Origin of the sequence: Herbaspirillum chlorophenolicum, assembly GCF_001189955.1 — a bacterium.
GTDB classification, from domain to species: domain Bacteria; phylum Pseudomonadota; class Gammaproteobacteria; order Burkholderiales; family Burkholderiaceae_D; genus Herbaspirillum; species Herbaspirillum chlorophenolicum.
In genome coordinates, this window is the sequence record NZ_LFLT01000014.1 from 17,743 (window position 1) to 42,656 (window position 24,914).

27 protein-coding genes are annotated in these 24,914 nt (G+C 61.4%); 10 read left to right on the forward strand and 17 right to left on the reverse strand.

The annotated features are described in order from the left end of the window. Positions 1-53: 53 nt before the first annotated feature. From AKL28_RS10815 to AKL28_RS10830, 4 genes are read right to left on the reverse strand one after another with little or no spacing between them, the layout of a single operon-like run. Positions 54-2,096 carry a sodium:solute symporter family protein gene (locus tag AKL28_RS10815; protein WP_050468148.1) on the reverse strand — a complete coding sequence of 681 codons (2,043 nt, stop codon included), beginning with the start codon at positions 2,094-2,096 and terminating at the stop codon, positions 54-56. After that, entirely contained in the window at positions 2,086-2,370 is a 285-nt protein-coding gene (locus AKL28_RS10820) for a DUF4212 domain-containing protein (RefSeq protein ID WP_050468149.1), read from the reverse strand. The genes AKL28_RS10815 and AKL28_RS10820 overlap by 11 nt, the downstream gene beginning before the upstream one ends. Position 2,371: 1 nt before the next feature. Continuing rightward, positions 2,372-3,961, reverse strand: coding sequence for a sensor histidine kinase (locus AKL28_RS10825; RefSeq protein ID WP_050468235.1), 1,590 nt, complete (start codon positions 3,959-3,961; stop codon positions 2,372-2,374). A gap of 53 nt (positions 3,962-4,014) precedes the next feature. Continuing rightward, positions 4,015-4,704 carry a response regulator gene (locus tag AKL28_RS10830; RefSeq protein WP_050468150.1) on the reverse strand — a complete coding sequence of 230 codons (690 nt, stop codon included), beginning with the start codon at positions 4,702-4,704 and terminating at the stop codon, positions 4,015-4,017. 359 nt (positions 4,705-5,063) lie between these two features. Between AKL28_RS10830 and AKL28_RS10835 the strand changes: the two genes are divergently transcribed. Both AKL28_RS10835 and AKL28_RS10840 read left to right on the forward strand, forming a co-directional pair. Continuing rightward, the gene (locus AKL28_RS10835; RefSeq protein ID WP_050468151.1) at positions 5,064-5,480 is read left to right on the forward strand and encodes a hypothetical protein; all 417 of its coding nucleotides are present in this window, start codon (positions 5,064-5,066) and stop codon (positions 5,478-5,480) included. Between the two features lie 199 nt (positions 5,481-5,679). Beyond that, positions 5,680-6,627: a Tim44 domain-containing protein gene (locus AKL28_RS10840; RefSeq protein WP_050468152.1), complete on the forward strand. Its 948-nt coding sequence runs from the start codon at positions 5,680-5,682 to the stop codon at positions 6,625-6,627. On the opposite strand, the gene AKL28_RS24410 is transcribed toward AKL28_RS10840, so the two are convergent. Next, on the reverse strand, positions 6,600-6,848 hold the full coding sequence (locus AKL28_RS24410) for a hypothetical protein (RefSeq protein WP_156226296.1): 249 nt from the start codon (positions 6,846-6,848) through the stop codon (positions 6,600-6,602). The two genes, AKL28_RS10840 and AKL28_RS24410, sit on opposite strands and share 28 nt — an antisense overlap. Before the next feature lie 137 nt (positions 6,849-6,985). On the opposite strand from AKL28_RS24410, the gene AKL28_RS10845 reads away from it, so the two are divergent. Then, positions 6,986-7,408, forward strand: coding sequence for an OsmC family protein (locus tag AKL28_RS10845; protein ID WP_050468153.1), 423 nt, complete (start codon positions 6,986-6,988; stop codon positions 7,406-7,408). Between the two features lie 65 nt (positions 7,409-7,473). On the opposite strand, the gene AKL28_RS24830 is transcribed toward AKL28_RS10845, so the two are convergent. The 6 genes from AKL28_RS24830 to AKL28_RS10870 form a co-directional block, all read right to left on the reverse strand. Further along, positions 7,474-7,617, reverse strand: coding sequence for a hypothetical protein (locus AKL28_RS24830; protein ID WP_169801824.1), 144 nt, complete (start codon positions 7,615-7,617; stop codon positions 7,474-7,476). Between the two features lie 4 nt (positions 7,618-7,621). Beyond that, a complete protein-coding gene (locus AKL28_RS10850; protein ID WP_050468154.1) occupies positions 7,622-8,608 on the reverse strand; it encodes an aliphatic sulfonate ABC transporter substrate-binding protein in 987 nt (328 codons plus the stop codon). A 22-nt stretch (positions 8,609-8,630) separates the two neighbouring features. Continuing rightward, the gene (locus AKL28_RS10855) at positions 8,631-9,446 is read right to left on the reverse strand and encodes an ABC transporter permease (RefSeq protein WP_050468155.1); all 816 of its coding nucleotides are present in this window, start codon (positions 9,444-9,446) and stop codon (positions 8,631-8,633) included. A 79-nt stretch (positions 9,447-9,525) separates the two neighbouring features. Next, positions 9,526-10,512, reverse strand: a complete 987-nt coding sequence (locus tag AKL28_RS10860; protein WP_050468156.1) for an aliphatic sulfonate ABC transporter substrate-binding protein — start codon at positions 10,510-10,512, stop codon at positions 9,526-9,528. A 149-nt stretch (positions 10,513-10,661) separates the two neighbouring features. Continuing rightward, positions 10,662-11,270, reverse strand: coding sequence for a sensor histidine kinase (locus tag AKL28_RS10865; RefSeq protein WP_050468157.1), 609 nt, complete (start codon positions 11,268-11,270; stop codon positions 10,662-10,664). A 2-nt stretch (positions 11,271-11,272) separates the two neighbouring features. After that, positions 11,273-12,901, reverse strand: coding sequence for a tetratricopeptide repeat protein (locus AKL28_RS10870; RefSeq protein WP_050468158.1), 1,629 nt, complete (start codon positions 12,899-12,901; stop codon positions 11,273-11,275). A 387-nt stretch (positions 12,902-13,288) separates the two neighbouring features. Here AKL28_RS10870 and recA point away from each other — a divergent pair, with 387 nt between their 5' ends. From recA to AKL28_RS10900, 6 genes are all read left to right on the forward strand, one after another. Then, on the forward strand, positions 13,289-14,338 hold the full coding sequence (gene recA, locus AKL28_RS10875) for a recombinase RecA (RefSeq protein ID WP_050468159.1): 1,050 nt from the start codon (positions 13,289-13,291) through the stop codon (positions 14,336-14,338). Positions 14,339-14,577: 239 nt separating this feature from the next. Continuing rightward, a complete protein-coding gene (gene recX, locus AKL28_RS10880) occupies positions 14,578-15,045 on the forward strand; it encodes a recombination regulator RecX (RefSeq protein ID WP_050468160.1) in 468 nt (155 codons plus the stop codon). 488 nt (positions 15,046-15,533) lie between these two features. Further along, positions 15,534-16,694: an ADP-forming succinate--CoA ligase subunit beta gene (sucC, locus tag AKL28_RS10885; protein WP_050468161.1), complete on the forward strand. Its 1,161-nt coding sequence runs from the start codon at positions 15,534-15,536 to the stop codon at positions 16,692-16,694. Between the two features lie 112 nt (positions 16,695-16,806). Then, positions 16,807-17,688 (forward strand): succinate--CoA ligase subunit alpha, encoded by an 882-nt coding sequence (sucD, locus tag AKL28_RS10890; RefSeq protein WP_050468162.1) that lies wholly within the window; start codon positions 16,807-16,809, stop codon positions 17,686-17,688. A gap of 154 nt (positions 17,689-17,842) precedes the next feature. Next, positions 17,843-18,568 carry a TerC family protein gene (locus AKL28_RS10895; RefSeq protein WP_050468163.1) on the forward strand — a complete coding sequence of 242 codons (726 nt, stop codon included), beginning with the start codon at positions 17,843-17,845 and terminating at the stop codon, positions 18,566-18,568. Between the two features lie 159 nt (positions 18,569-18,727). Further along, entirely contained in the window at positions 18,728-19,234 is a 507-nt protein-coding gene (locus tag AKL28_RS10900; RefSeq protein ID WP_050468164.1) for a pilin, read from the forward strand. A 95-nt stretch (positions 19,235-19,329) separates the two neighbouring features. Here the strand turns inward: AKL28_RS10900 and moaC are convergent, their stop codons facing one another. Continuing rightward, positions 19,330-19,839: a cyclic pyranopterin monophosphate synthase MoaC gene (gene moaC / locus AKL28_RS10905; protein ID WP_050468165.1), complete on the reverse strand. Its 510-nt coding sequence runs from the start codon at positions 19,837-19,839 to the stop codon at positions 19,330-19,332. 182 nt (positions 19,840-20,021) lie between these two features. Between moaC and AKL28_RS10910 the strand changes: the two genes are divergently transcribed. Next, a complete protein-coding gene (locus AKL28_RS10910; protein WP_050468166.1) occupies positions 20,022-21,578 on the forward strand; it encodes a beta-barrel assembly-enhancing protease in 1,557 nt (518 codons plus the stop codon). Between the two features lie 9 nt (positions 21,579-21,587). Here AKL28_RS10910 and AKL28_RS10915 read toward each other — a convergent pair whose 3' ends face one another. From AKL28_RS10915 to AKL28_RS10935, 5 genes are all read right to left on the reverse strand, one after another. Next, on the reverse strand, positions 21,588-22,193 hold the full coding sequence (locus tag AKL28_RS10915; protein WP_050468167.1) for a DUF2946 family protein: 606 nt from the start codon (positions 22,191-22,193) through the stop codon (positions 21,588-21,590). Further along, positions 22,186-23,178 carry a YheT family hydrolase gene (locus AKL28_RS10920; RefSeq protein WP_050468168.1) on the reverse strand — a complete coding sequence of 331 codons (993 nt, stop codon included), beginning with the start codon at positions 23,176-23,178 and terminating at the stop codon, positions 22,186-22,188. The genes AKL28_RS10915 and AKL28_RS10920 overlap by 8 nt, the downstream gene beginning before the upstream one ends. A 42-nt stretch (positions 23,179-23,220) precedes the next feature. Continuing rightward, the gene (locus tag AKL28_RS10925; RefSeq protein ID WP_050468169.1) at positions 23,221-23,655 is read right to left on the reverse strand and encodes a YybH family protein; all 435 of its coding nucleotides are present in this window, start codon (positions 23,653-23,655) and stop codon (positions 23,221-23,223) included. A 53-nt stretch (positions 23,656-23,708) separates the two neighbouring features. Next, positions 23,709-23,909: a zinc-finger domain-containing protein gene (locus AKL28_RS10930; protein ID WP_050468170.1), complete on the reverse strand. Its 201-nt coding sequence runs from the start codon at positions 23,907-23,909 to the stop codon at positions 23,709-23,711. 66 nt (positions 23,910-23,975) lie between these two features. Continuing rightward, positions 23,976-24,896 (reverse strand): branched-chain amino acid transaminase, encoded by a 921-nt coding sequence (locus AKL28_RS10935; RefSeq protein ID WP_050468171.1) that lies wholly within the window; start codon positions 24,894-24,896, stop codon positions 23,976-23,978. Positions 24,897-24,914 lie beyond the last annotated feature (18 nt).

Genomic DNA, 24,914 nt, shown 5'->3' on the forward strand with positions numbered 1-24,914 from the left:
TTCCGGAGTTTCCCTTCAAATATGAAATTGTGTGAGATTTCTCATGCCCGACATCATGGCGTACGGATGTGATCGATCAGTGCGATGGTGGCTTCGTCCGGCGGCGGCGTCAGCAGGCTGACGATGACCATGGCCGCGATGCCTGCCGGCACACCGAACACGCCGGCGGAGATGGAGGCGATATGGAACCACTGGCCGGCGGCGCTGCCGCCGAAGGTCGGGTTGGTGTGCAGCATGTAGTACACGCACATCAAAAAGCCGCACACGATGCCGGCCACCGCGCCGGCCTGGTTGGCGCGCTTCCAGAACACGCCCAGCACCAGCGCCGGGAACAGGGTCGAACCGGCCAGCGAGAAAGCGGCGCCGACCATCGACAGAATGTCGCCCGGTTTCAGCGAGGCGGCATAGGCCGCCAGCAGCGCCACCACCAGCAACAGCAGCTTGGAGATGGTGACGCGCTTCTGGGTCGATGCGCTGGGGTCCACTACCTTGTAGTAGATGTCGTGCGAGAGCGCGTTGGAGATGGTCAGCAGCAGGCCGTCGGCGGTCGAGAGCGCCGCCGCCAGGCCGCCTGCCGCGACCAGCCCGGAAATGAAGTAGGGCAAGCCGGCAATCTCGGGCATGGCCAGCACGATGATGTCGCCATCCATCGAGATTTCGCCGAGTTGTACCACGCCATCGTGGTTGAGGTCGGTAATGCTCACCAGCGGGTTGATCTTGTCGATGTTGGCCCAGTAATAGACCCAGTCGGGCAGGTGGCTGTAGCTGGTGCCGACCAGCGAAGTGTAGATGTCGTATTTCACCAGCACGGTCAGCGCCGGAACCGAGAGGTAGATCAGCATGATGAAAAACAGCGTCCAGAATACCGACTTGCGCGCAGCCGATACGGTGGGCGTGGTGTAGTAGCGCATCAGGATGTGCGGCAGCGCGGCGGTGCCCAGCATCAGGCAGAACACCAGTGCGAGGAAATTGTTGCGCTTGATGTCGGAGCTTTCCTTGTCGCGGCCGGGGAAGGGTTCGGTCTGCGAAACCGGCGGCTGCGCACGCACCAGGTTGGCCGCACGCGCATCGCTCCAGCGCCGTTCGGCTTCTTCCTCGTTTTTAGGGTAAGACGATAGCGCACGGCTGGCCGCCTTGATTTCCGCCAGCGACGCATGGGTGTCGCGTTTGACTTCGTCGATATGGTGTTGCGCTTCCAGCCGTCCCTCCTCCCAGGATTGAGGAAGGTTCTGCAACTTCTGTTCGAATTCGTCGGCACGCGCTTGGAAGATCTTGCGGATCTCCTGTTCCTTGGGATCGCTTTCGAGCCTGTGTTCGATTGTACTGAGCTTGGGCAGCACTGCGCCATATGCCACCGGCGGCACTGGTACCGTAGTGTGCTTGACGGACAGCCAGACCACCGGGATCAGGTAGGCGAACAGGATGATGATGTACTGCGCGACCTGGGTCCAGGTGATGGCGCGCATGCCGCCGAGAAACGAGCACACCAGGATGCTGGCCAGGCCGAGGAAAATGCCGATCGAAAAATCGATGCCGGTGAAGCGGGATGTGATCAGGCCCACGCCATAAATCTGCGCCACCACGTAGGTGAAGGAAATCAAGATGGTGGCGGCCACGGCAAGGATGCGGATCGGGGTGCCGCCGAATTTGCCGGGATAGCGCGCGGCCAGGAAATCGGCGATGGTGTATTGGCCGAACTTGCGCAGGTAGGGCGCGATCAGCAGCGCCACCAGGCAGTAGCCGCCGGTCCAGCCGAGGATATAGGCCAGGCCGTCGAAGCCTTGCAGGTAGAGCCCGCCGGCCAGGCTGATGAAGGTGGCGGCCGAGATCCAGTCGGCGGCGGTGGCCATGCCGTTGAACAGCGGCGGCACGCGGCGCCCGGCGACGTAGTATTCGGGCACGTCCGAGGTGCGGCAGACCACGCCGATGGCAGCGTACAGGCCGATGGTGACGAACAGGAACAGATAGCCGATCCATGAGCGAGGCATGCCCTCGTGTTCCAGGATGGCCAGTACGCACAGGAAAGCGATGAAGCCGACCGTGTAGAAGGAGTAATAGCGGGTCAGCCGCCAGAAAAAGTCTTTGTTACTCTCCATGTCCCTGCTCGCCGTGTACCTGTTGTTCGATGCGCTTCATGCGCCGGATGTAGATCACCACGATGGCCAGGTAGATCAGGATCATGCCCTGGGCCGCCATGTAGAAAGAAAGGGGCCAGCCGAACAGGTGGATCCGGTCCAGTTCGCGTGCGAAGAAAATGAAAAAGAACGTGGCCAGAAACCAGACGGCGAGCAGCACGGCGGTATGTTTGCGGATCTTGCGCCAGTGGTTGCCGGCGTCGCCGGGGCCGTGGTGAGGTGTGCCTTGGTCCATGTCAGCCGATGTCGTCGATGAAGGGCGTGCGCGGCGTCAGGCGGAAGCTGACGCTGAACAGGCTACCCGGGCATTTGGGATCGCCGCTGCGCGGATTATTGGCAATGTCCACCTTGGCATCATGCTGCTGGGCGATCTCGCGCACAATGGCCAGCCCCAGTCCGCTGCCGGTGCTGGGCGTGCCGAGGATGCGGTAGAAGCGTTCGAATACGTTCTGGCGTTCCGAGGGTGGGATGCCGGGGCCGGTGTCTTCCACCTCTAGCACCGCCAAGCCGCCGCCCTCGTCGGTACGTGCGCGCACCGTCACGCTGCCGTTGCCATCGTGCGGCGTGTAGTGCAGTGCGTTGTCGAGCAGGTTGGAGAGCAGTTCGCGCAGCATCAGCGGATTGCCGTGGATCATGATCGGGTGGCCGGGCTGTTCGAAGCCGAGGTCGATGCGCTGGGTGAACGACATCGGCACCCAGTCCTGCACCACCGTGCGCGCCAGTTCCGAGAGTTCGATCGGCACCATGGCGCCGGCCTGCGAGGCCTGGTTCTCGGCGCGCGCCAGCGACAGCAGCTGGTTGACCAGGCGGGTGGCTGATTCGGAGCTTTTGGCCAACTGTTCCAGCGAACGCCGCACATCGACCTGGTCGTCCTGGCGCAGGGCCAGTTCGGATTGCATGCGCATGCCGGCCAGCGGCGTTTTCATCTGGTGTGCGGCGTCGGCGATAAAGCGCTTCTGGATCGCGATGGTCTGCGACAGCCGTTCCAGCATATCGTTGAGCGAACGCACCAGCGGCGAGATTTCTTCGGGCACCTGGCCCGAGTCGATCGGGCTGAGATCATCGGGGCGGCGCGCGCGGATGCGCTGCTGCAGTTCCGACAGCGGCGACAATCCGCGCGAAAGCGCGAACCACACCAGCGCCAGCGCCACCGGCAAGATGATGAACTGCGGCAGGATCACGCCCTTGATGATTTCATTGGCGAGCTGGGCGCGCTTTTCCAGGGTTTCGCCGACCTGCACCGTGGCCAGCCGCGGTTCATGCACTGCGACGCGTTGTGCCGCGCTGCGGCGCAGGTCGACTTGCACGTAGGCGATGCGCACGTCGCTGCCGTGCAGGATGTCGTTGCGGAATTGCACGGTGCCGATGTTCTGGCGATCGTCTTCGGGCGGCGGTTGCGACATGTCGACGTCGCCTTCCACATACTCCCCGTTCGGGCCGCTGACCTTGTAATAGATGTTGTCGATGTCGTCGGCGCGCAGCAAGTCGCGCGCCGATACGGGCAGCCGCGCGACCACCTTTCCATTCACATCGGATACCTGCTGCGCGAGTACGGTGACGCTGTCTTCCAGCGCACGGTCGAACGGCTGGTTGGCGATCGATTGCGCAATCAGGTAGGTGATGGCGATGCTCATGGGCCACAGCAGCAGGAGCGGGGCCAGCATCCAGTCGAGGATTTCGCCGAAGAGCGAGCGCTGGATGCGCTCTACCGGCTGGGTGGCGATGGCTGCGCGGCGTTTCTTGCGCGGCGTTGGCGCCGGCTGGGGTTCGCCGGCTGGCGACGCGGCCGGTTCGGCCTGCGCGGACGAAGGATCACGCCGCAGCATGGTGGCGGAAGGCATCAGGGGCGGGAGGGCGGCCGGTAGCGGCCGTCATCGCATCAGGCGGCGTTGCTGGCGGTTTCGGGGAGCTTTTCGAGGCAATAGCCCAGCCCGCGTACGGTAGCGATACGCACGCCGCCGACTTCGATTTTCTTGCGCAGGCGATGGACATAAACCTCGATGGCATTGTTGCTGACTTCCTCTCCCCATTCGCACAAATGGTCTACCAGCTGTTCTTTAGAGACCAGCCGCCCTGTGCGTTGCAATAATACTTCCAGAAGGCCCAGTTCACGCGCGGATAATTCCAGCATCTGTTCGCCGATGTAGGCAATGCGGCCGACCTGGTCGTACGAGAGCGGCCCATGCTTGATCACGGTCGGGCCGCCGCCGGCGCCACGCCGGGTGAGGGCGCGCACGCGTGCTTCCAGCTCGGACAGGGCAAACGGCTTGGCCATGTAGTCGTCGGCGCCCAGGTCCAGCCCCTGCACGCGCTGCTCCACCGAATCGGCTGCCGTCAGGATCAATACCGGCAGGCGCGAGTTGCGCGCACGCAGGCGGCGCAGCACTTCCAGTCCGGACATCTTGGGCAGGCCCAGATCCAGGATCAGCAAATCGAAATCCTGGGTCGAGAGGGCGGAATCGGCTTCCAGGCCATTCTTGACGCAATCGGCAGCGTATCCGGAATGGCGCAGGGACCGCGTCAATCCATCGGCCAGAACACTGTCGTCTTCAGCTAAGAGGATGCGCATAGGGGGCGATCAGAGAGGGGGCTCGTCTGATTTGTCTCGTAATCTAGAATTATTGTGGTATTTTTACGCATAATCTACTAATTCAATCGTCAATGCAAATTGAGGGATGGCGGTTGTGCTGAAAGCAAGCTCGCAATTCGGCCAAAGGTCTTCGCAGAGCTTGTGATTTATCCGGAAAGCTTGCTCAGGAGTCATGCGGGAGAGCAGGCGCCGTAGGATCATCAAAAAATGTAACAACGGAGCGGTTGGCACTTGAAGTTGGTGGTTTGGCCTCCATATCGTTGCTGTATTTAATTTTCCCCGTGCTGTTGCCGACATTTTTGTTGTTATAATTTCTCTCTTCTTTGCTGGAAAGTTTGATGAAACGTTTGTGGGTTCTGTTGCTGATCTGTCTGTTCCCGGTGCAAGTATTTGCAGCGGTGCTGACTTACGCCAGCTCGGTTGCCGCAACTGATTTCTCGGCGCCGGTTCAGGCCGAACTCAATATCGCCGTCAAGCATCTTGGTTCCCAGGCCGTGACGGTTGCGGATCATGCCGCAATCGACAGCCAGCTGCATGGCGCCGTGGCCGACAATGGCAGCTCCGACGACGACAGCACCGGCTACGCCGACAGCGGCGAAGATTTCTCTACCCATGCCGGCATCGGTGACGAGCCCGTGCTGACCCAATCTCTGGCAGTCCTGCCGGAACCCTCGCGCCTGGCGCCCGCTCTTCGCAGCGATGACGCCAGCCAACCCCCGTTCTTGCCTCTCGCAGGCCGTCCTCCCCGCGCCTGATCTTGTCGCCCTGCGCGACATCCGTTTGCCGCGTCCGCTGAACCGCTCCTGAAACCTGTGGCTTTGCGTCTTGCGACAGCGATGTCTGTACGCACATGGCCTGTTCGCAGGCTTCGTCCGGCGCCAATCAGGTAATCAACAGTTCAGTCAATACGGCCGATGTGACCGCATCACATCAGATTCCATCTCAGGAGATAGCATGAAAAAAGCATTTGTCGCGCTGATAGTGGCGGCGATGACGCTGTCAGTTGGCATAACCAACGTCGAAGCCAAGCGTATGGGCGGTGGCGGTTCGTTCGGCAAGCAGTCTTCGTCGGCCAGCCGTCAGGCGCAAAGCCCGGCCCCGATGCAGAACCAGGCCGCTGCCGCGAAGCCCGCTGCGCCCGCAGGCGCTGCCGCCGCAGCACCCAAGCCTAGCCCGTGGAAGGGCATTCTGGGCGGTGCATTGCTGGGTCTGGGCCTGGGCGCGCTGCTCTCGCACCTCGGCCTGGGCGGTGCGCTGGCCAGCATGATCAGCACCATCCTCACCATTGCGCTGATCGCCCTGGCGGCGATGTTCATTTACCGCATGTTCCGTCGCAAATCGGAAGCATCGCAGCCGCGTCCGGCTTGGGCCGCGCCTAATGGCGGCCACCCGGCCGACAGCACCGCGACCCCGAAGATCGGTTCGCTGCTGGAGCCGGCCCAGCCGCCTGCCGCACCGCAAGGTTCGGGTTTTGGCGGCGGTTTCGGCACGGCTGAGCCTGTAGCGGCTTACGGTATTCCGGCCGGTTTCGATGCCGTCGGTTTCGTGCGCAATGCCAAGACCTATTTCATCCGCCTGCAAGCGGCATGGGACAAGGCTGACATCAACGATATCCGCGAATTCACCACACCGGAAATGTTTGCCGAGCTGCGCCTGCAGTTGCAGGAGCGCGGTGCTTCGTCCAACCAGACCGACGTGGTGTCGCTGGACGCTGAAGTGCTTGGCGTGGAAACCGTGGGTAACGACTACATTGCCAGCGTGAAATTCTTTGGCTTCATCAAGGAAGACCCGAACAGCTCGCCGGCGCAGTTCGCTGAGATCTGGAACCTGTCCAAGCCGGCTGCCGGCCAAGGCGGTTGGGTGCTGGCGGGTATTCAGCAACTGGATCCTGTTTCGGCGTGAGCAAGTTCATGCATCAGTAAAAGTTTGGCGCGGAAGGCGGCGGTTAGTGGATGAGCGTCGCCAGTCCGTTTTACCGCCGGCTCTGCCGGCGGTTTTTTTATCTGCATTCCACGCCTGAAGTTTTCCCCTCCTGCTGCGATGGCAGCGATTCCCCTCTCTTTTCTGTTGCCGATGTCGAATGGCATGGCCGGCCCGGTCGCTGCAGCATCGACGTCTCGCATGAAATCCTACGTATTCCTGCTCCATTGTCCTATCGCCGCACTTGCGCCGCGGGCGCATGATTGAATCTCTGCGCGTGTGGCGCGGATGACTGCGTATGCACACGCGCTCGTCTCAACACTGAACGAAGGAGGTTGCTATGAAACGCAAGGCATCGGCGGTATGGACCGGCAATCTGAAGGACGGCAAGGGGGCACTCACTACCGAGAGCAAGACGCTGTCCGATACCCAATACTCGTTTTCCACCCGTTTCGAAAACGGTGTAGGTACCAACCCGGAAGAACTGATCGCGGCGGCGCATGCCGGTTGTTTTTCGATGGATCTGTCGGCCCGGCTGGACAAGGCCGGCCTCGGCCCAAAACGCATCGACACCGAAGCCACGTTGACGCTGGAGAAATCCGATCACGGCTTCACCATCACCGCCATCCAGTTGGCGGTCAAGGTCGCGCTGGAAGAGCCCGACGAGCATAAATTCAATGAAGCCGTGGCGGCAGCCAAGGCCGGCTGTCCGGTGTCCAAGGTCCTGAATGCGGATATTTCCGTGACGGCGATGTTGGCCTGAGTACCGTATGGATCGTGTGATGCAAAAGGAAAGCGCCGCTGATGCGGCGCTTTTTTGTTGTGGTGCTAGCGGCGAGTCTTCGGGTCTTTCGCGGCGGCACTATCGCCGCTTCTACGGTCATCGCGACGGTTGGACGACAGTGGAAACAGCAGTGCTACGACCACCAGCAACACCAGCAGCACCAGCGTGATCTTGTCGAGTCCGTCCATGCCCTTACCCCAATCGTTCCGGTTTCCAGATCGCGACATCGGCCGTGTTCACCTTCTTCGGCAGCAGGCCGGCGGAGAAGAACGTGTCGGCAATGCGCTGCTGTTCGCCCAGCGCCTCCAGCTTTACCGCGCGCACTTCATAGCTGCGGCGGCTGTTGGCCAGCTCGATGGTGTCCGTATCCAGGCCCCACAGCGGCGCGAGGAAGGCGGCCGCTTCCTTGGGATGTTGCTTGACCCATTGCCCGGTTTTCTGCAGTGCGTCGAATACCGCGCGCAGCACATCGGGATTGGCGTCGGCAAACGGCGTCGACGCCAGGTAGTAGCGCTGGTAGTCGGCGATACCGCGGCCGTCCGATAGCACACGCACCTGGGACTGGCGCTGTACGCCAGACAGGAAGGGGTCCCATGTCACCCAGGCGTCTACGCTGCCGCGTTCGAAGGCGGCGCGCCCGTCGGCTGGCGAAAGGTAGGCAGCCTCGACGTCGCTGAATTTCAGGCCGGCCTTTTCCAGGGTGGCGATCAGCAGATAGTGCACACCGGCCGCCTTGGTCACGGCGATCTTCTTGCGCTTGAGTTCAGCCACGCCGCGGATCGGCGAATCGGCGCGGACCACGATCGCCTGCGCCGAAGGAGACGGCGATTCCTGCGCCAGATAAGTGAGCCTGGCGCCTGCGGCCTGGGCGAACACCGGCACGGTGTCGGCCACGTCGGCACTGAGGTCGACGCCGCCGACATTGAGCGCCTCCAGCAGCGGCAGGCCGCTGGAGAACTCATGCCAACTGATCTTGGCGCCGCTGGGACCGAGCAGTTTTTCCAGCGAGCCGTTGGCCTTGATGATGGTCAGCAGCGTGGAGGATTTCTGGTAGCCGATGCGGATCGCACGGTTGCTATTTTGCGCCAGCAGGGAAGGCGCCAGCGCGGCTGCCGTGATGGCGGCGCCCGCTTGCAGGAGATGGCGGCGGGCCAGGTCGGGAGAGGTGTGCTTGCTCATGGGGCAGTCGGAAAAAGAAGTTTCAGGATTTCGTGGCAGAGGGGCGGTGGGCATCGCGCCAGCGCAGGTTGCGCTGTTCCAGCAGGCGCAACAGGCTGTCGCTGAGCTTGCCCAGCAGCGCCAGGATCAGGATTGCCGCCAGCACCAGGTCGGGCCGGCTGCTTTCGCGGCCATCGGACAGCAGGTAGCCGACGCCACGCGTGGCCGCGATCAGTTCGGCCGCCACCAGGAACATCCAGGCCAGGCTGAGCCCGCCGCGCAAGCCGGTGAACAGATAGGGGAGTGCGGCCGGCAGCAGGATGTGGCGTATCAGTTCGGGTGCGCCCAGGCCGGAGCTGGTGCCGACTTCGATCAGCTTGTAGTCGATGTCGCGGATGCCTGCCACCAGGTTCAGGTAGACCGGGAAGAAGGCGCCGATGGCGATCAGCACGATCTTGGGCGTTTCGTCGATGCCCAACCACAGCAGGAGCAGCGGAATCCAGGCCAGGCTCGGGATGGCGCGCAGGGCCTGGAAACTGGGCTCAAGCAAGGCTTCGGCGCGCCGGCTGATGCCTACCAGCAAGCCCAGCGCGATCGCCAGCAGGCTGCCGATCGCAAAGCCCGCGAGCACCCGCGCAAGGCTGGCCCAGATGTGCGGCAACAGTTCGCCGCGCGCGGCGAGCGACCACAGCGTTTGCGCCAGTTCGCTCGGCGGCGGCAGCAGGCGCGCCGGAATGATGTCCAGCCGCGCGCATACTTCGGCCAGCAGCAGAAAGGCAAGGGGCAGAATCCAGCCGGTGAAGCGGCCCGGGCGATAACCATCGTCGTGTGGCCAGCCTTTGCGGATGGGCTGCGCCATTACGGATTTCGCCCGGACTGTTTCCGTCCGTATCGGTGCCTGCGCAGGCAAGCTGCCGGATCCCGTCTCGCTCATCGCTTCAGGCCTTCACCACGCCTTGCGCATACGACGGATCGATCAGCGCATTGATGGTGCGCGGCAGGTCGGTGCCACTCTTGACCAGGTCTTCCTCGGTCAGGATGGGGGCGGCGGCGCGCAGCGCGTCGATGTGTTCGCGGCCGATCTGCGGATGCGAGAAGTCGTTGCGCTTGAGCTGCAGGCGCGCGACGTCGGGCGACAGCTTCGATTCCTCGGCCAGTAGTTTCACAGTGTCTTCCGGATGCGCGACGATCCATGCACGCGCCTTTTCATAGGCGGCGATGACGCGCTTGACCTGGTCCGGGTGGCGTGCGGCGAAGGTGTCGCTGACGTTGAGGAAACCGTAGGTGTTGAAGTTGATGTTGCGGTAGATCAGGCGGGAGCCGGCTTCCAGTTCGCTGGCCGCCAGGTGCGGATCGAGTCCGGCCCAGGCGTCAACCCGGCCTTGCTCGAGTGCGGCGCGGCCATCGGGATGCTGCAGGTGGACGATGTCGACATCGCTTTTCTTGAGGCCGTTCTCATGCAGCGCGCGCAGCAGGAAGAGATAGGGATCGGTGCCCTTGGTGGCGGCAACCTTCTTGCCTTTGAGTTCGCGCACGGATTTGATCGGGGAGTCCTTGGAGACGGCCAGCGCGGTCCATTCAGGACGCGAATAGACGTACACCGCCTTGATCGGATTGCCGTTAGCACGCGCCAGCAGTGCGGCCAGCCCAGCGGTGCTGCCGAAGTCGACGCTATCGCTGTTGAGGTATTCGAGCGCGCGGTTGCTGCCCTGGCTCAGTACCCATTTGACGTCGGTGCCCTGGGCCTTGAGGTCTTCCTCCAGCCAGCCGAACTTGCGCAGCACCAGGCTGGGAGGCGAGTAATAGGCGTAGTCCAGGCGGATGGTCTTGGGGGCTTGCGCGGCGCGCGTAACCAGCGGGGCGGCGGCCAAGAGGCCGGCGCCAAGTGCGGCCGAGCCGATGCGGAGGAAGTGTCTGCGTTCCATGTGGTCCGTTCTTGTTGTGTTGGGGGAGTCTGCGGTGCAGACAAACACTCTAAGGACGAACGCGGTGCGGCAGAACGACTATTTTCAAGCTTGGATATGCGCTTTGCGCATGCTCCCGCGACGGTCGCCGCGGGAAGCGTGGAGAGGGCTCAGGGCAGGCAGAGTTCGAACAATGCGCCGCCGTCCGGATGGTTGGTCAGGCGCGCTTCGCCATGCTGGGTCTCTTTGTTGTGGGCGGTGGCGATGGCATTGCACAGGTCCATGCCCAGTCCGGTGGACTGTTTCTTTTCCTGGGTGCCGATGCCGGGGCCGTCGTCGTGTACGGTGAAGATCACGCCGCCGTCCGGATTCTTGCGGCAGCCGAGTTCGATGCGTGTACACGCGAAGCGGCTTGCATTTTGCAGCGCGGCTTCCAGCGCCAGGGCCACCAGGTGCTCGTCGAAGAAGCCGACCAGCGGCATGTCGGTCTCGTCGACCTTGAGCTCGACACCCTGGCCATTGCGGTTCATGGCATGCTCGCGCAGCAGCGCTTCCAGGAAGTCCAGCGGCGAGACCGCATCGACCTGCGCGCGCAGGCCTTGCGAATCCGCCTTGTAGAGCGTCAGGAAGGCGATCAGCTTTTCCTGCAGCGCCAGGCAGGTGACGTGCGCCTGCTGAACGCGCGGCACATCGTCGGAGAGGCGGCGCAGTTCGCCCTCAAGGACGCCCAGGGAGTTCTTGATGTCGTGAATGATGATCGCGGCAAGCTTGGGGTCCATGGTCAGCTCTTCGGGGCTACTTTGGTTAAGGTGTCGCGTAAAAACTTATGCATCTTGGCGACACGGTCATTGCCCGGAATCAGGCGATCCAGCGTGGCGAGATCGCGCCTGACGCGTTTGACATACTCGTCGTTCCAGCCGCGCTGGCTCATCCACAGCAGGTGCAGCTGGGCCGACGCCAGCAGCACGCCGGTGTTTTCCGGCATGCTGGAGAGCGCTTCTTCAAGCTTGGCCAGCGACTCGTCGGGTTTGGCGTTGCGCATGAGCGCGTTGGCTTCGGCGATGATGCTCATGCAATGCTTGATGGCGCCATCGATCAGCTCTTCGGCCAGGGCAGCCTTGCCGGTGTCGGCCAATACCTTGCGCGCCAGCATCTGCAGCGTTTTGCTTTCGTGGTCGGACTTGACGACGTTGGCGATCAGCTTGGCGCCCTCGTCATCCTTGCCCATCGAGAAGGCAGCTTTGGCCAGGGCCAGCGTAGTGACTTCGGAAATCTCGTCGCCGGCGGCTTGCTTGGCCGCTTCGAAGGCCTGCTGTGCCGAGATGGTGTCGCCCAGTTGCACATAGGCCTGGGCCTGCACCGCGGCCTGGGCCGCAGTGAACATCTTGGATTCCTCATAGCGGCGCGGAGCGCTTTCCAGCAGGCGCAGGGCCTGGTCCGGATCGCCGCTGTCGACGTGCACCTGGGCCAGCGACAGCAGGTCGCTCGGCTGTGCGGTGAGCGAGCCCTTGGTGTGCTTGAGTACCTTGTCGTAGGCTTCCCTGGCTTGTTCCAGGTGGCCGCTGCGGTAGGCGACATCGCCCACCAGCCGGCTGCGGCGGGCCGAGGGAATGATTTCGGACGACATGGTCAGCGCGGCCAGCGCGCCATCCTGGTTGCCTTGCGCCTCGTCGATCTGCGCCAACAGGTCGTAGGCGGCGATGAACTGCTTGTTCTGGGCGAGCACCTCTTCGACCGTCTTGCGTGCGTCATCCAATTGGCCGGCCACGATATTGCAGCGCGCCAGGCCGAGCTTGGCCCACACCAGGTCGTCGCGCATGGCCAGGGCCTGCGTATAAACTTCGCGCGCTTCGTCGATGCGGCGCTGTTCGAGCAGCAGCGAACCCTTGGTCTTCATGATTTCGACGATCCACTTGGGAGCGGCCTTGAGGACGTTGTCGCATTCGATGATGGCGGCGGCAAAATCCTTGCGCTTCATCTTTTCGGTCACCGGCAGCATGGCGTGCTGCTTTTCCAGCAGGCGGTCGACGCGCTCGGCGATGCGGCTCGCGGTGAGCGGCTTGAGCATGTAGGCGTCGGGCTGGAATTCGGCGGCGCTGGCGACCAGGTTGTAGCCGCTTTCGGCGGTTACCATGATGAACATGGAGGCCGGCGAGAGCATGTTCTGGGTACGGAAGAACTCCAGCAATTGCTGGCCGTTGCTTTCCTTGTTCAGGTTGTAGTCGCAGATGATGAGGTCGTAAGCCCCGGCCTGGACGAAACGGATCGATTCATCAGGCGTGGCGGCTTGATCCACCTTGGTCACGCCGAGTTGGCCGAGGTGCATCCGGATGTTCTGGCGCATCGTCGGCATGTCGTCGATGATCAGGCAGCGCAAGGCGCTAATATGGCTAAAGGGCACTAAACTCATGACAACAGTCTAAAAACAGTCTTTATCTCGTTATATTGCAAGCCTGCAATGTATATCAAATAGGTATTCGCCCGTCACAAAGTTAGGGACGAAAACGATATTCATTTCTAGGGAAACCGCGAGTTTGCCGGTTTTTGCTTTTGCTTGCAGCACTTGTGTCGCATTTCTCCGGCCCAATCTCCCGATCTTTTATAATCGGCCATCTCACCCGTGGATTGATTTTCGTCTTTCGGGTGACAAAAAGCTTGCGCAGATCACTGTTTTTTTATACAGTACTACTTCATCAGTGCAGCGCCACTGAATTGATCGGTGCGCAGTTAATCTAGTGCACTGAGGAAACGAATTCTGCAGTACACCTTCTTCACGACCTTTTGCCGAAAGAGATTTATGGACGACAAAAAAGCTGCAAACAACTCTGAAAAGGGCAAAGCGCTTGCCGCTGCATTGGCGCAGATCGAAAAGCAATTTGGCAAGGGCTCCGTGATGCGCATGGAAGACGGCGCCGTTGCCGAGGAAGTCCAGGTCTTTTCGACTGGCTCCCTGGGGCTGGATATTGCATTGGGCGTCGGCGGCCTGCCGCGCGGCCGTGTTGTCGAGATCTACGGCCCGGAATCCTCGGGTAAAACCACGCTGACCCTGCAAGCCATTGCCGAAATGCAAAAGCTGGGCGGCACCTGCGCCTTCATCGACGCCGAACACGCACTGGATGTTACTTACGCGCAAAAGCTGGGCGTCAATCTGCATGACTTGCTGATTTCGCAACCTGACACCGGCGAGCAGGCTCTTGAGATTACCGACGCACTGGTGCGCTCGGGAGCGGTCGACCTGATCGTGGTCGACTCCGTTGCGGCGCTGACGCCCAAGGCCGAAATCGAAGGCGACATGGGCGATTCGCTGCCCGGCCTGCAGGCCCGTTTGATGTCGCAGGCATTGCGCAAGCTGACCGGCAGCATCAACCGCACCAATACTACCGTCATCTTCATCAACCAGATTCGCATGAAGATCGGTGTCATGTTCGGCAACCCGGAAACCACTACCGGCGGTAATGCGCTCAAGTTCTATGCTTCCGTGCGCCTGGATATCCGCCGTACCGGTTCGATCAAGTCCGGCGACGAAGTCATCGGCAGCGAAACCAAGGTCAAGGTCGTCAAGAACAAGGTGGCGCCTCCGTTCCGCGAAGCCCACTTCGATATTCTGTATGGAGAAGGCACATCGCGTGAAGGTGAAATCCTTGATCTCGGTTCCGAACACAAGATCGTGGAAAAGTCCGGCGCCTGGTACAGCTATAACGGCGAACGTATCGGCCAAGGCAAGGACAATGCGCGTAACTTCCTGAAAGAACGTCCGGAACTGGCGCGCGAAATTGAAAACAAGGTGCGTATCGCACTCGGCGTGCCGCAGTTGGCCAGCGGCGAAGCTGAAGTCCAGGCATCGTAATCTGTCAGAACCTGTTGCGATTTGTATGGCTGGGATAGCAGCAAGGGATGCCTCGCCCGTCGCTGCTGTTTCGGTGGTTGTGGCTGTCACCGGTGCTGTGTGGCTTTGTTTGCAATGCCGGTGATGGTTGGTATTTCTGTCGTTGCTGTTTTGCAGTATTCGTTTTGTCTGCATGCATCCAGCTTCCGATGTATGCAGTCGTCGTTTCACCCGCCTCATAGCCCGTGTAGTCGAACGTCATGCCTAGACCGCCGATCAGCCTGAAAGCACGGGCGCTCAAATATCTCTCTTCACGTGAGCATAGTCGCCTGGAACTTGCGCGTAAGCTTAGCCCTTACGCGCAAGAGGGCGATGATGTCGATGCCCTGCTCAACTGGCTTGAACAATCCCGTTTCCTTTCCTCAGAGCGTTTTTCCGAGTCGCTGGTGAACCGGCGCGCGGCGCGTTACGGCAACAACCGCATCCTGTCCGAGTTGCAAAGTCACGGCATTGAGGGCGAGGCGCTGTCCGAGCTGAAGTCTGGCCTGGCTGAAGACGAGGGAGCCCGTGCAGCCCAGGTTCTGCGGCGCAAATTCAGCGAGCCGCCGGTTGATGCCGAATCCCGCGCCAAGCGCATGCGTTTTTTGCAGCAGCGGGGTTTCTCCCACCGCAGCATTCGTGAAGCGCTCAATACCGCCTGGTCGGATGAAGACGGGCCGGATGCTTGATTGCGGTGCAGCCGCTACGGCGCTGTTCAGTCAACTTTTCTCTGGTGGCGATTGAAAAGTCCGCAGTGCAGGTCTTTATCGGCAAGGTTAGCGCTACCATCGCTCAGCCTCCCGCCCCTGTGCTAGAATTCGGAAGTTTTTGCTGCGGCGCGGTAGCCGATAAGGTATTGATTGTTGCTGTTTTTTTGAAAAATGGCAGATCGATGTAAGGCTGACGACAGTAGTGAAGACGGATAATGCGGATCGCTCCGGTGCATGCCGGTGAGATCGAATATCAGAGACCAACTCATGCAGACGGCATGCACATGCCCAATTTTACGAATTCTTTCGCAACCCGCGCAGCTCATGCCTGCGCCAGTTCTCGTCCGGCAACGGATGCGACACCCGCCTGCGGGTTGCGGTCTGCTTTCTCGTCAGCCGGCATTGCGCCGATGACAGAATTTCAATCCGGCAAGTTTTATTCAATTAGTGTCTAAAGGGAAGCTCCCATGAAAATCCATGAGTATCAGGGTAAAGAAATCCTGCGCCAGTTTGGCGTAACCGTCCCGCGCGGCGTTCCTTGCATGTCCGTCGACGAAGTCGAAGCGGCAGCCAAGAGCCTGGGCGGCTCGGTTTGGGTCGTGAAGGCACAGATCCACGCCGGTGGCCGCGGCAAGGGCGGCGGCGTGAAGGTCGCCAAGTCCATCGAGCAAGTCAAGGAATACGCCAACCAGATCATGGGCATGCAGCTGGTCACGCACCAGACCGGTCCTGAAGGCCAGAAGGTTCGTCGCCTGCTGATCGAAGAAGGCGCCGACATCAAGAAGGAACTGTACGTTTCCCTGGTGACCGACCGTGTGAGCCAGCGCGTGGTCCTGATGGCATCCAGCGAAGGCGGCATGGACATCGAAGAAGTCGCTGAAAAGCACCCTGAGCTGATCCACAACGTCGTGATCGATCCGGCCACCGGCCTGACCGACGCCGATGCCGACGCCGTTGCCGCCAAGATCGGCGTGCCGGCTGCTTCCATCCCCGAGGCACGCAAGAACCTGCAAGGCCTGTACAAGGCCTACTGGGAAACCGACGCTTCCCTGGCTGAAATCAACCCGCTGATCCTGACCGGCGACGGCAAGGTCATCGCTCTGGACGCCAAGTTCAACTTCGACTCCAACGCCCTGTACCGTCATCCGGAAATCGTCGCTTACCGCGACCTGGACGAAGAAGATCCGGCTGAAGTCGAGGCTTCCAAGTTCGATCTGGCCTACATCTCGCTGGACGGCAACATCGGCTGTCTGGTCAACGGCGCCGGCCTGGCCATGGCCACCATGGATACCATCAAGCTGTTCGGCGGCGAGCCGGCCAACTTCCTGGACGTGGGCGGCGGCGCTACTACCGAGAAGGTCACCGAAGCGTTCAAGATCATGCTGAAGAACCCCGAGCTGAAGGCCATCCTGGTCAACATCTTTGGCGGCATCATGCGCTGTGACGTGATTGCCGAAGGCGTGATCGCCGCATCCAAGGCGGTTTCGCTGAAGGTGCCTCTGGTGGTTCGCATGAAGGGCACCAACGAAGAGATCGGCAAGAAGCTGCTGGCTGAATCCGGTCTGCCGATCATCTCGGCCGACTCGATGGAAGAAGCCGCACAAAAGGTTGTGGCAGCTGCCAAGTAAGTAATCCAACACGAAAGCCTGCGCGGCCGAGGCCGCCGGCCGGAAGCCAGCGCAACCGCTTGGCGCCGGCAACAGGCGCCAGCGGCGCAGGCATCATAGACAAGGAAGAGAAATGTCGATCCTCATCAACAAAGACACTAAGGTCATCACCCAAGGCATCACTGGCAAGACCGGCCAGTTCCACACCCGTATGTGCCGCGACTACGCGAACGGCAAGAATGCTTTCGTCGCCGGCGTCAACCCGAAGAAGGCCGGTGAAGACTTCGAAGGCATCCCTATCTATGCCAACGTGACCGACGCCAAGAAGGCCACCGGCGCCAACGTCTCGGTGATCTACGTGCCGCCCGCCGGCGCTGCCGCCGCGATCTGGGAAGCTGTCGAAGCCGAACTGGACCTGGCCATCTGCATCACCGAAGGCATCCCTGTTCGCGACATGCTGGAGCTGAAGAACCGTATGGCCAAGGCCGGTTCCAAGACCCTGCTGCTGGGCCCGAACTGCCCCGGCCTGATCACTCCGGACGAAATCAAGATCGGCATCATGCCGGGCCACATCCACAAGAAGGGCCGCATCGGCGTGGTGTCGCGTTCGGGTACCCTGACCTATGAAGCCGTCGGCCAGCTGACCGCATTGGGTCTGGGGCAATCGTCCGCAGTCGGTATCGGCGGCGACCCGATCAACGGTCTGAAGCACATCGACATCATGAAGGCATTCAATGATGATCCTGACACCGACGCCGTCATCATGATCGGTGAAATCGGCGGTCCTGACGAAGCCAACGCTGCACGCTGGATCAAGGACAACATGAAGAAGCCGGTGGTCGGCTTCATCGCCGGCGTGACCGCGCCTCCGGGCAAGCGCATGGGCCACGCAGGCGCGCTGATCTCCGGCGGTGCCGACACCGCTGAAGCCAAGCTGGCGATCATGGAAGAGTGCGGCATCAAGGTGACCCGCAACCCGTCCGAAATGGGCCGCCTGCTGAAGTCGGTGCTGTAATCCGGCGCTAAGCAGAACCTGCAAGACAAGCATGGGGAGCTTCGGCTCCCCATGTTCATTTATGGAAGCACCGATATTGCCCGCCGCCATGATCAGGAAAATTGTGCAGGCGCACGATGCTGCATGGCGCGATATCTCACGACAAGGGAAGTGAATGGAATTTCTGGCAAACCTGAACTGGATTGCGGTCGGACAAATTATCCTGATCGATATCCTGCTCGGCGGCGACAATGCCATCGTGATTGCGCTGGCATGCCGCAACCTGCCAGCCAAGCTAAGAATGAAGGGCATTGTCTGGGGCACCCTGGGCGCTATTGCGATCCGCATTGCGTTGATTGCTTTCGCCGTGACCATGCTGGAGCTGCCTTACCTGAAACTGATCGGCGGCCTGTTGCTGCTGTGGATCGGCGTCAAACTGCTCAACGAGGATGAGGGCCATGCCGACGTCGGCGGCAGCGACCGCCTGTGGGGTGCGGTCAAGACAGTGATCGTGGCCGACCTGGTGATGAGCCTGGACAACGTGATCGCCATTGCCAGCGCGGCCGAACAGGCCGGCCAGCATCAGATGGCGCTGGTGGTGTTCGGTATTGTCGTCAGCATTCCCATCATCGTCTGGGGGAGTACGCTGGTCTTGAAATTGATGGAAAAATTCCCAGTTATCATCACGCTGGGCGCTGCATTGCTAGGCTATATCGCCGGTGGCATGATCTTCAGTGACGTCGGTATCCAGTCGCACCTGCAGAACTTTATTCCCGACAGTGAATTCGTCGTTCCTGGCGCGCAGTTGCACCTGAGCCTGCCCGGTCTGGTCGGCGCCATCGGTGTGGTGCTGGTCGGCCTGAACTTGAAGCGCAGGGGCCAGGAAAACCGCCAGCCCTGAGCGCGTCATGGCCTCACCGGCAAGCCGGACAAATATGAATGCTTGACTCAGGTCAGCGTGGCGGATATCAAATCTTGCTAGTTTTGGAAGTATTTCGCTTTGCTGCATCATGGGCGCTGCCGATACTGGCAACGTCTTCCATTTTTAAACAGGAACTCAATGAAAACCGTCGTCCGCACATCCCAGCAACAAGGTTTCACCCTGATCGAACTGATGGTGACACTGGCCATCATCGGTATCCTCGCCACTATTGGCGCTACCCAGCTCCAGGATTACATCGCGCGTTCGCGGGTAGCCGAGGGGCTGAATCTGGTCGCGCCCTACAAGCTGGCGGTGGTTGAGCAGGCGAATACCAACAATGGTGCCTTCACGGTGGCGCAACTGGGATTGCCGGCCTTCACGAAAACCGAGAATGTGGAGAACATTACTGTCACCCCCATGGCAGCACGTGGCGTGGGTGGTGTCATTACCATCACTTTCAGCCAGCGTGTCGGCAACGGCGGCACACTGACGCTGACCCCGACCCTGACCGGTTCCTCCATCCAATGGCAGTGCGCGGCAGCCGGTGTTGCGCAGGCAACGTCGCCAGAGGGAGCGCCGCGCAATAGCGAATTTGCCGCCGGCACGCTGGAAGCGCGCTTTGTGCCAGCCAATTGCCGTGGCTGATTCACGGTGAGGCGATTGCCCCCGCATCAATGAAAAAGCGCCCTTCGGGGCGCTTTTTCATTGGGATAAATCGGCCAGACTCCAGGCGGCAGAGCTTATGGCCGCGCCATGCTGATATCGCTTTTCCCCCCGCGCTTTTCTGTTACGCAGATATCGGTCATCACCATGGTCTTGTCGACGGCCTTGCTCATGTCGTAGACGGTCAATAGCCCGACCTGCACCGCGGTCAGCGCCTCCATTTCCACGCCGGTCTTGCCATAGGTTTCCACACGCGCGGTGCATAGCACGCTGGAGTCGGCGGCGTTGGTTTCAAACTCTACCGCCACCCGCGTCAGCGCCAGCGGATGGCACAGCGGAATCAGGTCCGACGTGCGCTTGGCAGCCATGATGGCGGCGATGCGCGCGATGCCCAGAACGTCGCCCTTCTTGGCCGTGCCGGATTCGATGATGGCCAGCGTCTCCGGTTTCATGCGGATCACGCCGCTGGCCACGGCCACCCGGTGGGACTCGTGCTTGCCTCCGACATCGACCATATGGGCCTGGCCGCTCTGGTCGAAATGGGTGAGGCCGCCGTGAGAGGATTGCGGGTCGCTGGGTGTGGTCATTGCAGATCTGCCGGGAAAAATGATGAACGGGGAAACAGAGCAGGTATCATAGCAGGCGTGCCGGAATCGTCTGCAGTAACAGCCGGCGTTCCGGGGGCGGCGCGTTTTAGTCCAGACGGGGAGTCTGGCCGCGCTGCTTTGCGGAATTTCGGCACGACGGTAATTATTTTCAGATTTTGTCCATGCAACGATCCGAGATTTCGTCCGTTAACCACCCGTTTCGCCCGGCGCGCAGAATACTGGCGCGCGTGCTTGCTGCCGCGCTGCTGTTGCTGCCGACCATTCCGCTGACGATTGCACCGGTTGCCGGCGTCGCACAGACGTTGCCGACATTGGGCGATACCGAGCGCGAAGGCTTGTCGCCGTTGATGGAGCGTAAGCTGGGCGAGCAGATCATGCACGATATCCGCAGCGATCGCGACTACATCGACGATGGCCCGGTATCGGAATACCTCAACAATTTCGGCCTGAACCTGGTCGCAATCCACCCTGAAGTCCGCGGCGAAGCCGGTTTCGATTTCCAGTTCTTCATGGTGCGCGATCCGACGCTGAATGCCTTCGCGCTGCCGGGCGGCTTCATCGGCGTCAATAGCGGCCTGGTCCTGGCGGCGCAATCCGAATCCGAACTGGCCGGTGTGCTGTCGCACGAAATCGGCCACGTCGCGCAGCGCCACATCGCGCGCATGCTGGGGCAGCAGAAGCAGAATTCCATGATCCAGCTGGCGGCCATCGTGCTGGGCGCCCTCGCGGGCGTCTCCAAGGCCGGTGGGGATGCCGCCATGGCAACCATGATGGGCGGCACCGGCCTGGCCATCCAGCGCCAGCTCAATTTCAGCCGCGATGCCGAGCGCGAAGCCGATCGTATCGGTTTGCAAATCATGCGCGATGGCGGTTTCGATCCGTCCGGCATGGTTACCTTTTTCGGCCGCTTGCAGTCGGCCTCGCGCAATTTCAGCGACGCCGTGCCGCCTTACCTGCTGACTCACCCGCTGACGACGGAGCGCATCGCCGACATCGAGGCGCGCATCCGCGATCAGCGTTACAAGCAGCGCGTAGATAATCCTGAATTCCAATTGGTGCGTGCACGCACCCAGGTGCTGCAGAACGAATCGGTCCAGGGGTTGCGTGATGTGGCGGAGCGCTTCCAGAGCCAGATGAAGCAGAACACCAAGCTGCAGACGATGTCTGCCAAGTACGGCCTGGCGTACGTCTACTATCGGCAGGACAAGCTCGAGCAGGCCGACGTTATGCTGAAGGAGGCGCGGGAGGCGTCGCAGCCCTTCAATACCGGCATCATGTTTTCAAGCCTGGAGATCGACATCAAGATCGCCCGCAAGCAAGGCCAGCAGGCGCTGCAATTGGCCGATGCGATGCGCAAGCAGTTTCCGATCTCGCGCGTGATGGCGCGCCAATATGGCGAGGCGCTGATTGCCGCCAAGCGCTATGACGAAGCGGTGGCGTATCTGCGCGACCAGGCGCAGCTCTACCGCACCGATCCGCAGATCCAGAAACAGTTGGCGAAAGTCTATGCGGCACAGGGCAAGCAAGCTTTGCAGCATTTGGCGCTGGCTGAAGCCTATGCCTTGAATGGCAGCCTGTTGGCCGCCATCGAACAGTTGGGGATCGCCCGTCGTGCGCCCGACGCTACCTTCTACGATCAGGCCATGATCGATGCGCGCGAGCGTGAGTGGAAGGAAAAATGGAAGGATGAGTCAAAGGACATGAAGGATCGCGGCTAACGCAAGACTTCATTCCTGGCAGGGTGTGGCGACAAAGCCGAAGTGCCGTGCCAGTCCGTTCTGATCCAGGCGCTGCACGGTAACCGCACGGCCGGCATGCTCAAGCCTGAGCACAGTACCAGTGTCGTTGCCTTCCATCCAGCGCAGCAGTGCATCCTCATCGGCGCTGCCCTCCACCTTCAGGGCGCTTAGCATGTGCGACATGTCGCGGTCGTCCAGCGCACCGGTTTTTTTCCCATCGCTGAGATACAGGCGTCCTTGTCCGTCGAGCCAGGCGGCATCGATTTTTTCCATACGCTGGCCGGTGTGCAGGACGAGTTCGGTGCTGCCATCGGTGCCGGGCTGGGTGCGCACGATGTAGGGCATCAATTCGAGATCGACATACACACGCTGCGGACCGTTCTGGAAATACCAGCGGCCGGTTTCGTCGCTGGCGTAGTTGCGTTCGATGAAGGCCAGCAAGGCCGGATGCGCGATACGCTCGCCGGGAAGGTCGAGGTGCTGTGCGCGCTCGTCGCGCATGCGCCAGCCGCCGCGCGCATCCAATCGCAGCCAGCCGAAGCAGTGCGGCACGTTGGGCCATTTGGCCATGGCCTGGCGGACGATCTCATCCATGAATGCGTTCCTCTTGTTCCGTGAAGGCTGACTCGCTCTTGCCTTCCAGGAAATGCAGCAGCCGGCGCGGCAGCCAGTCCAGGCGCCCCGGCGGTCCGCCGGCGGCAAAGCCCACATGTCCGCCTTGTTCAGGGTACTCCAGTACCACCTCGGCCGCCGCCGTGCGGGGCAGGTGGCGGGCCGGCAGGAAGGGATCGTTTTTCGCGTTCAAGACCAGCGTCGGTACCGTGATGTCGTGCAGGATGTGCTTGGCGCTGGCGCGGTCCCAGTAATCGTCGGTGTTGCGGTAGCCGTGTAGCGGCGCGGTGACCACATTGTCGAAGGCATACAGGTCGCGCGCGGCCAGCAGCGCTTCGCGGTCGAACAGGCCGGGGAACTGGTCCAGTTTCACCAGGCACTTGGGCCGCATGGTGCGCAGGAATACCCAGGTGTAAAGGCGGTTGAAGCCGCGCGCCAGCGCAGCGCCGCCGCCGGCCAGGTCCAGTGGCGCCGATACCGCGCAAGCGGCGTCGACGATTTCGGCCTCATGCTGCGATTCGCCCAGCCAGCGCAATAATGCATTGGCGCCAAGCGAGACGCCGGCGGCATACAGATGCGTGGCCCCCAGGTCCGACTGGCGCTGCTTGAGTCGCCGCAGGACCCAGTCCAGCTCTGCCGAATCTCCTGAATGGTAGAAGCGCGGCGCCAGATTGATCTCGCCCGAACAGCCGCGGAAATGCGGCACTGCGCCGTGCCAGCCGCGCCGTTGTACTTCGGCCATCAGCGAGCGGCAGTAGTGGCTGTCCGATGAGCCTTCCAGTCCATGGAACAACACCACCAGCGGGCGGCCGGGTTTGCCGTCGACGAAATCGACATCCACGAAGTCGCCATCGGGCGCTGCCCAGCGTTCGCGCCGATAGGCAACCGGCGGCTTGGCGATGAACGTCGATGGATAGATGGTTTGCAGGTGGCCGCCGGGAAGCCAGCGGGGCGAGGTGTAAAGCATAGTGCAGCCTTGTTGCGATAGTGGTGGCGACAGGGCGCCGTGTCAGTGCAGCATGGCGCCGCTGGAAATCGGTTCGACCGGCGCCGCGCCCGGCGCCACTGAGGCATGGTGCATCACCATGCGCCAGCCCAGCGCGGTCTTCATGTAGACATTGGTGGCAATGACATGCACCTCGGGCTGCGGATCGTCACCGTGGTTGATCTCTTCGACTACGCTGTGCACCGCCGTCATCATGTTCTGCGTGGCATGCAACTGGCGCGGCTGGATATGCAGGCCGCCATTGCCCAGGATCTCTTCCCACACCGAGCGGATCTCGGCGTGTCCCACCAGGCGCTGGGCGCCGGGGTGGATGCAAACGATCTCCTCGTCCTCGGCCCACAGGTCCATCAGCGCCTCAAGGTCGGCGCGGGAGAGGGCGTCGTAGTACGCGGCTTCGATTTCATCGGGGGAGCCGTGAATCATTTTGGCGCGGGGCATGGAAATCTCCGAAGCAGATGAAAAGAGGGCCATCGGCCCTCTTTGTTTTTGTTTCAGTGGGCCTTGACCACGGTGCCCGGTTTCAACTGGTACTGGGTGCCGCAGTACGGGCACTTGGCCGCGCCGTGGTCGTCCAGTTCCAGGAACACGCGCGGGTGCGAGGACCAGCTCGTCATGTTGGGGTTGGGGCAGTGGGCCGGCAGGTCCTTGCCTTCAAGTTGGACGACTGCCTGGGATGCTTGAGCTTGGCTCATGTTTTTCTCCGTAGGTGATGCTGTTTGAGCGTTGAAACGTTGATGCGGTGAATGAATCCGGATGGCTTACACCAGTGTCAGCCAGTGCGAATATTGTGGCGCCTTGCCTGAGACTACGTCGAAGAACAGTGACTGCAGTTTCTCGGTGATGGGGCCGCGCGCGCCGTTGCCGATGGTGCGGTGGTCCAGCTCGCGGATAGGTGTGATCTCGGCAGCGGTGCCGGTGAAGAAGGCTTCGTCGGCGCAGTACATTTCGTCGCGCGTGATGCGTTTTTCGATGACTTCGATGCCGAGGTCGCGCGCCATGGTCAGCACGGCGTCGCGGGTGATGCCATCCAGGCAGGAGGCCAGGTCGGGCGTGTACACGCGGCCGTTCTTGACGATGAAGACGTTCTCGCCGGAGCCTTCCGAAACGTAGCCGTCGGTGTCCAGCAACAGCGCTTCGTCATAGCCGTCGGCCAGCGCTTCCTGGTTGGCGAGGATCGAGTTGATGTAGTAGCCGCAGGCCTTGGCGCGCACCAGCGACACATTGACATGGTGGCGCGAGAACGACGAGGTCTTCACGCGGATGCCTTTGGCGATGCCGTCTTCGCCCAGGTAGGCGCCCCACGGCCAGGCCGCGATGGCGACGTGGATCTTGTTGCCCTTGGCGGATACGCCCAGCTTTTCCGAGCCGATCCAGACCAGCGGGCGGATGTAGCAGGACTCCAGCTTGTTCTCGCGTACCACCTGGCGCTGTGCTTCATAGATGGTTTCCTGGTCGAACGGCACGTTCATCTGGAAGATCTTGGCCGAGTTGAACAGGCGTTGCGTGTGTTCCTTGAGGCGGAAAATCGCCGTGCCTTGCGGTGTCTTGTAAGCGCGCACGCCTTCGAATACGCCCATGCCGTAATGCAGGGTGTGGGTGAGCACATGGATGGTGGCGTCGCGCCAGTCGATCAGCTCGCCATCCTTCCAGATTTTGCCGTCGCGGTCTGCCATGGACATGATGGATGTCTCCTCGGG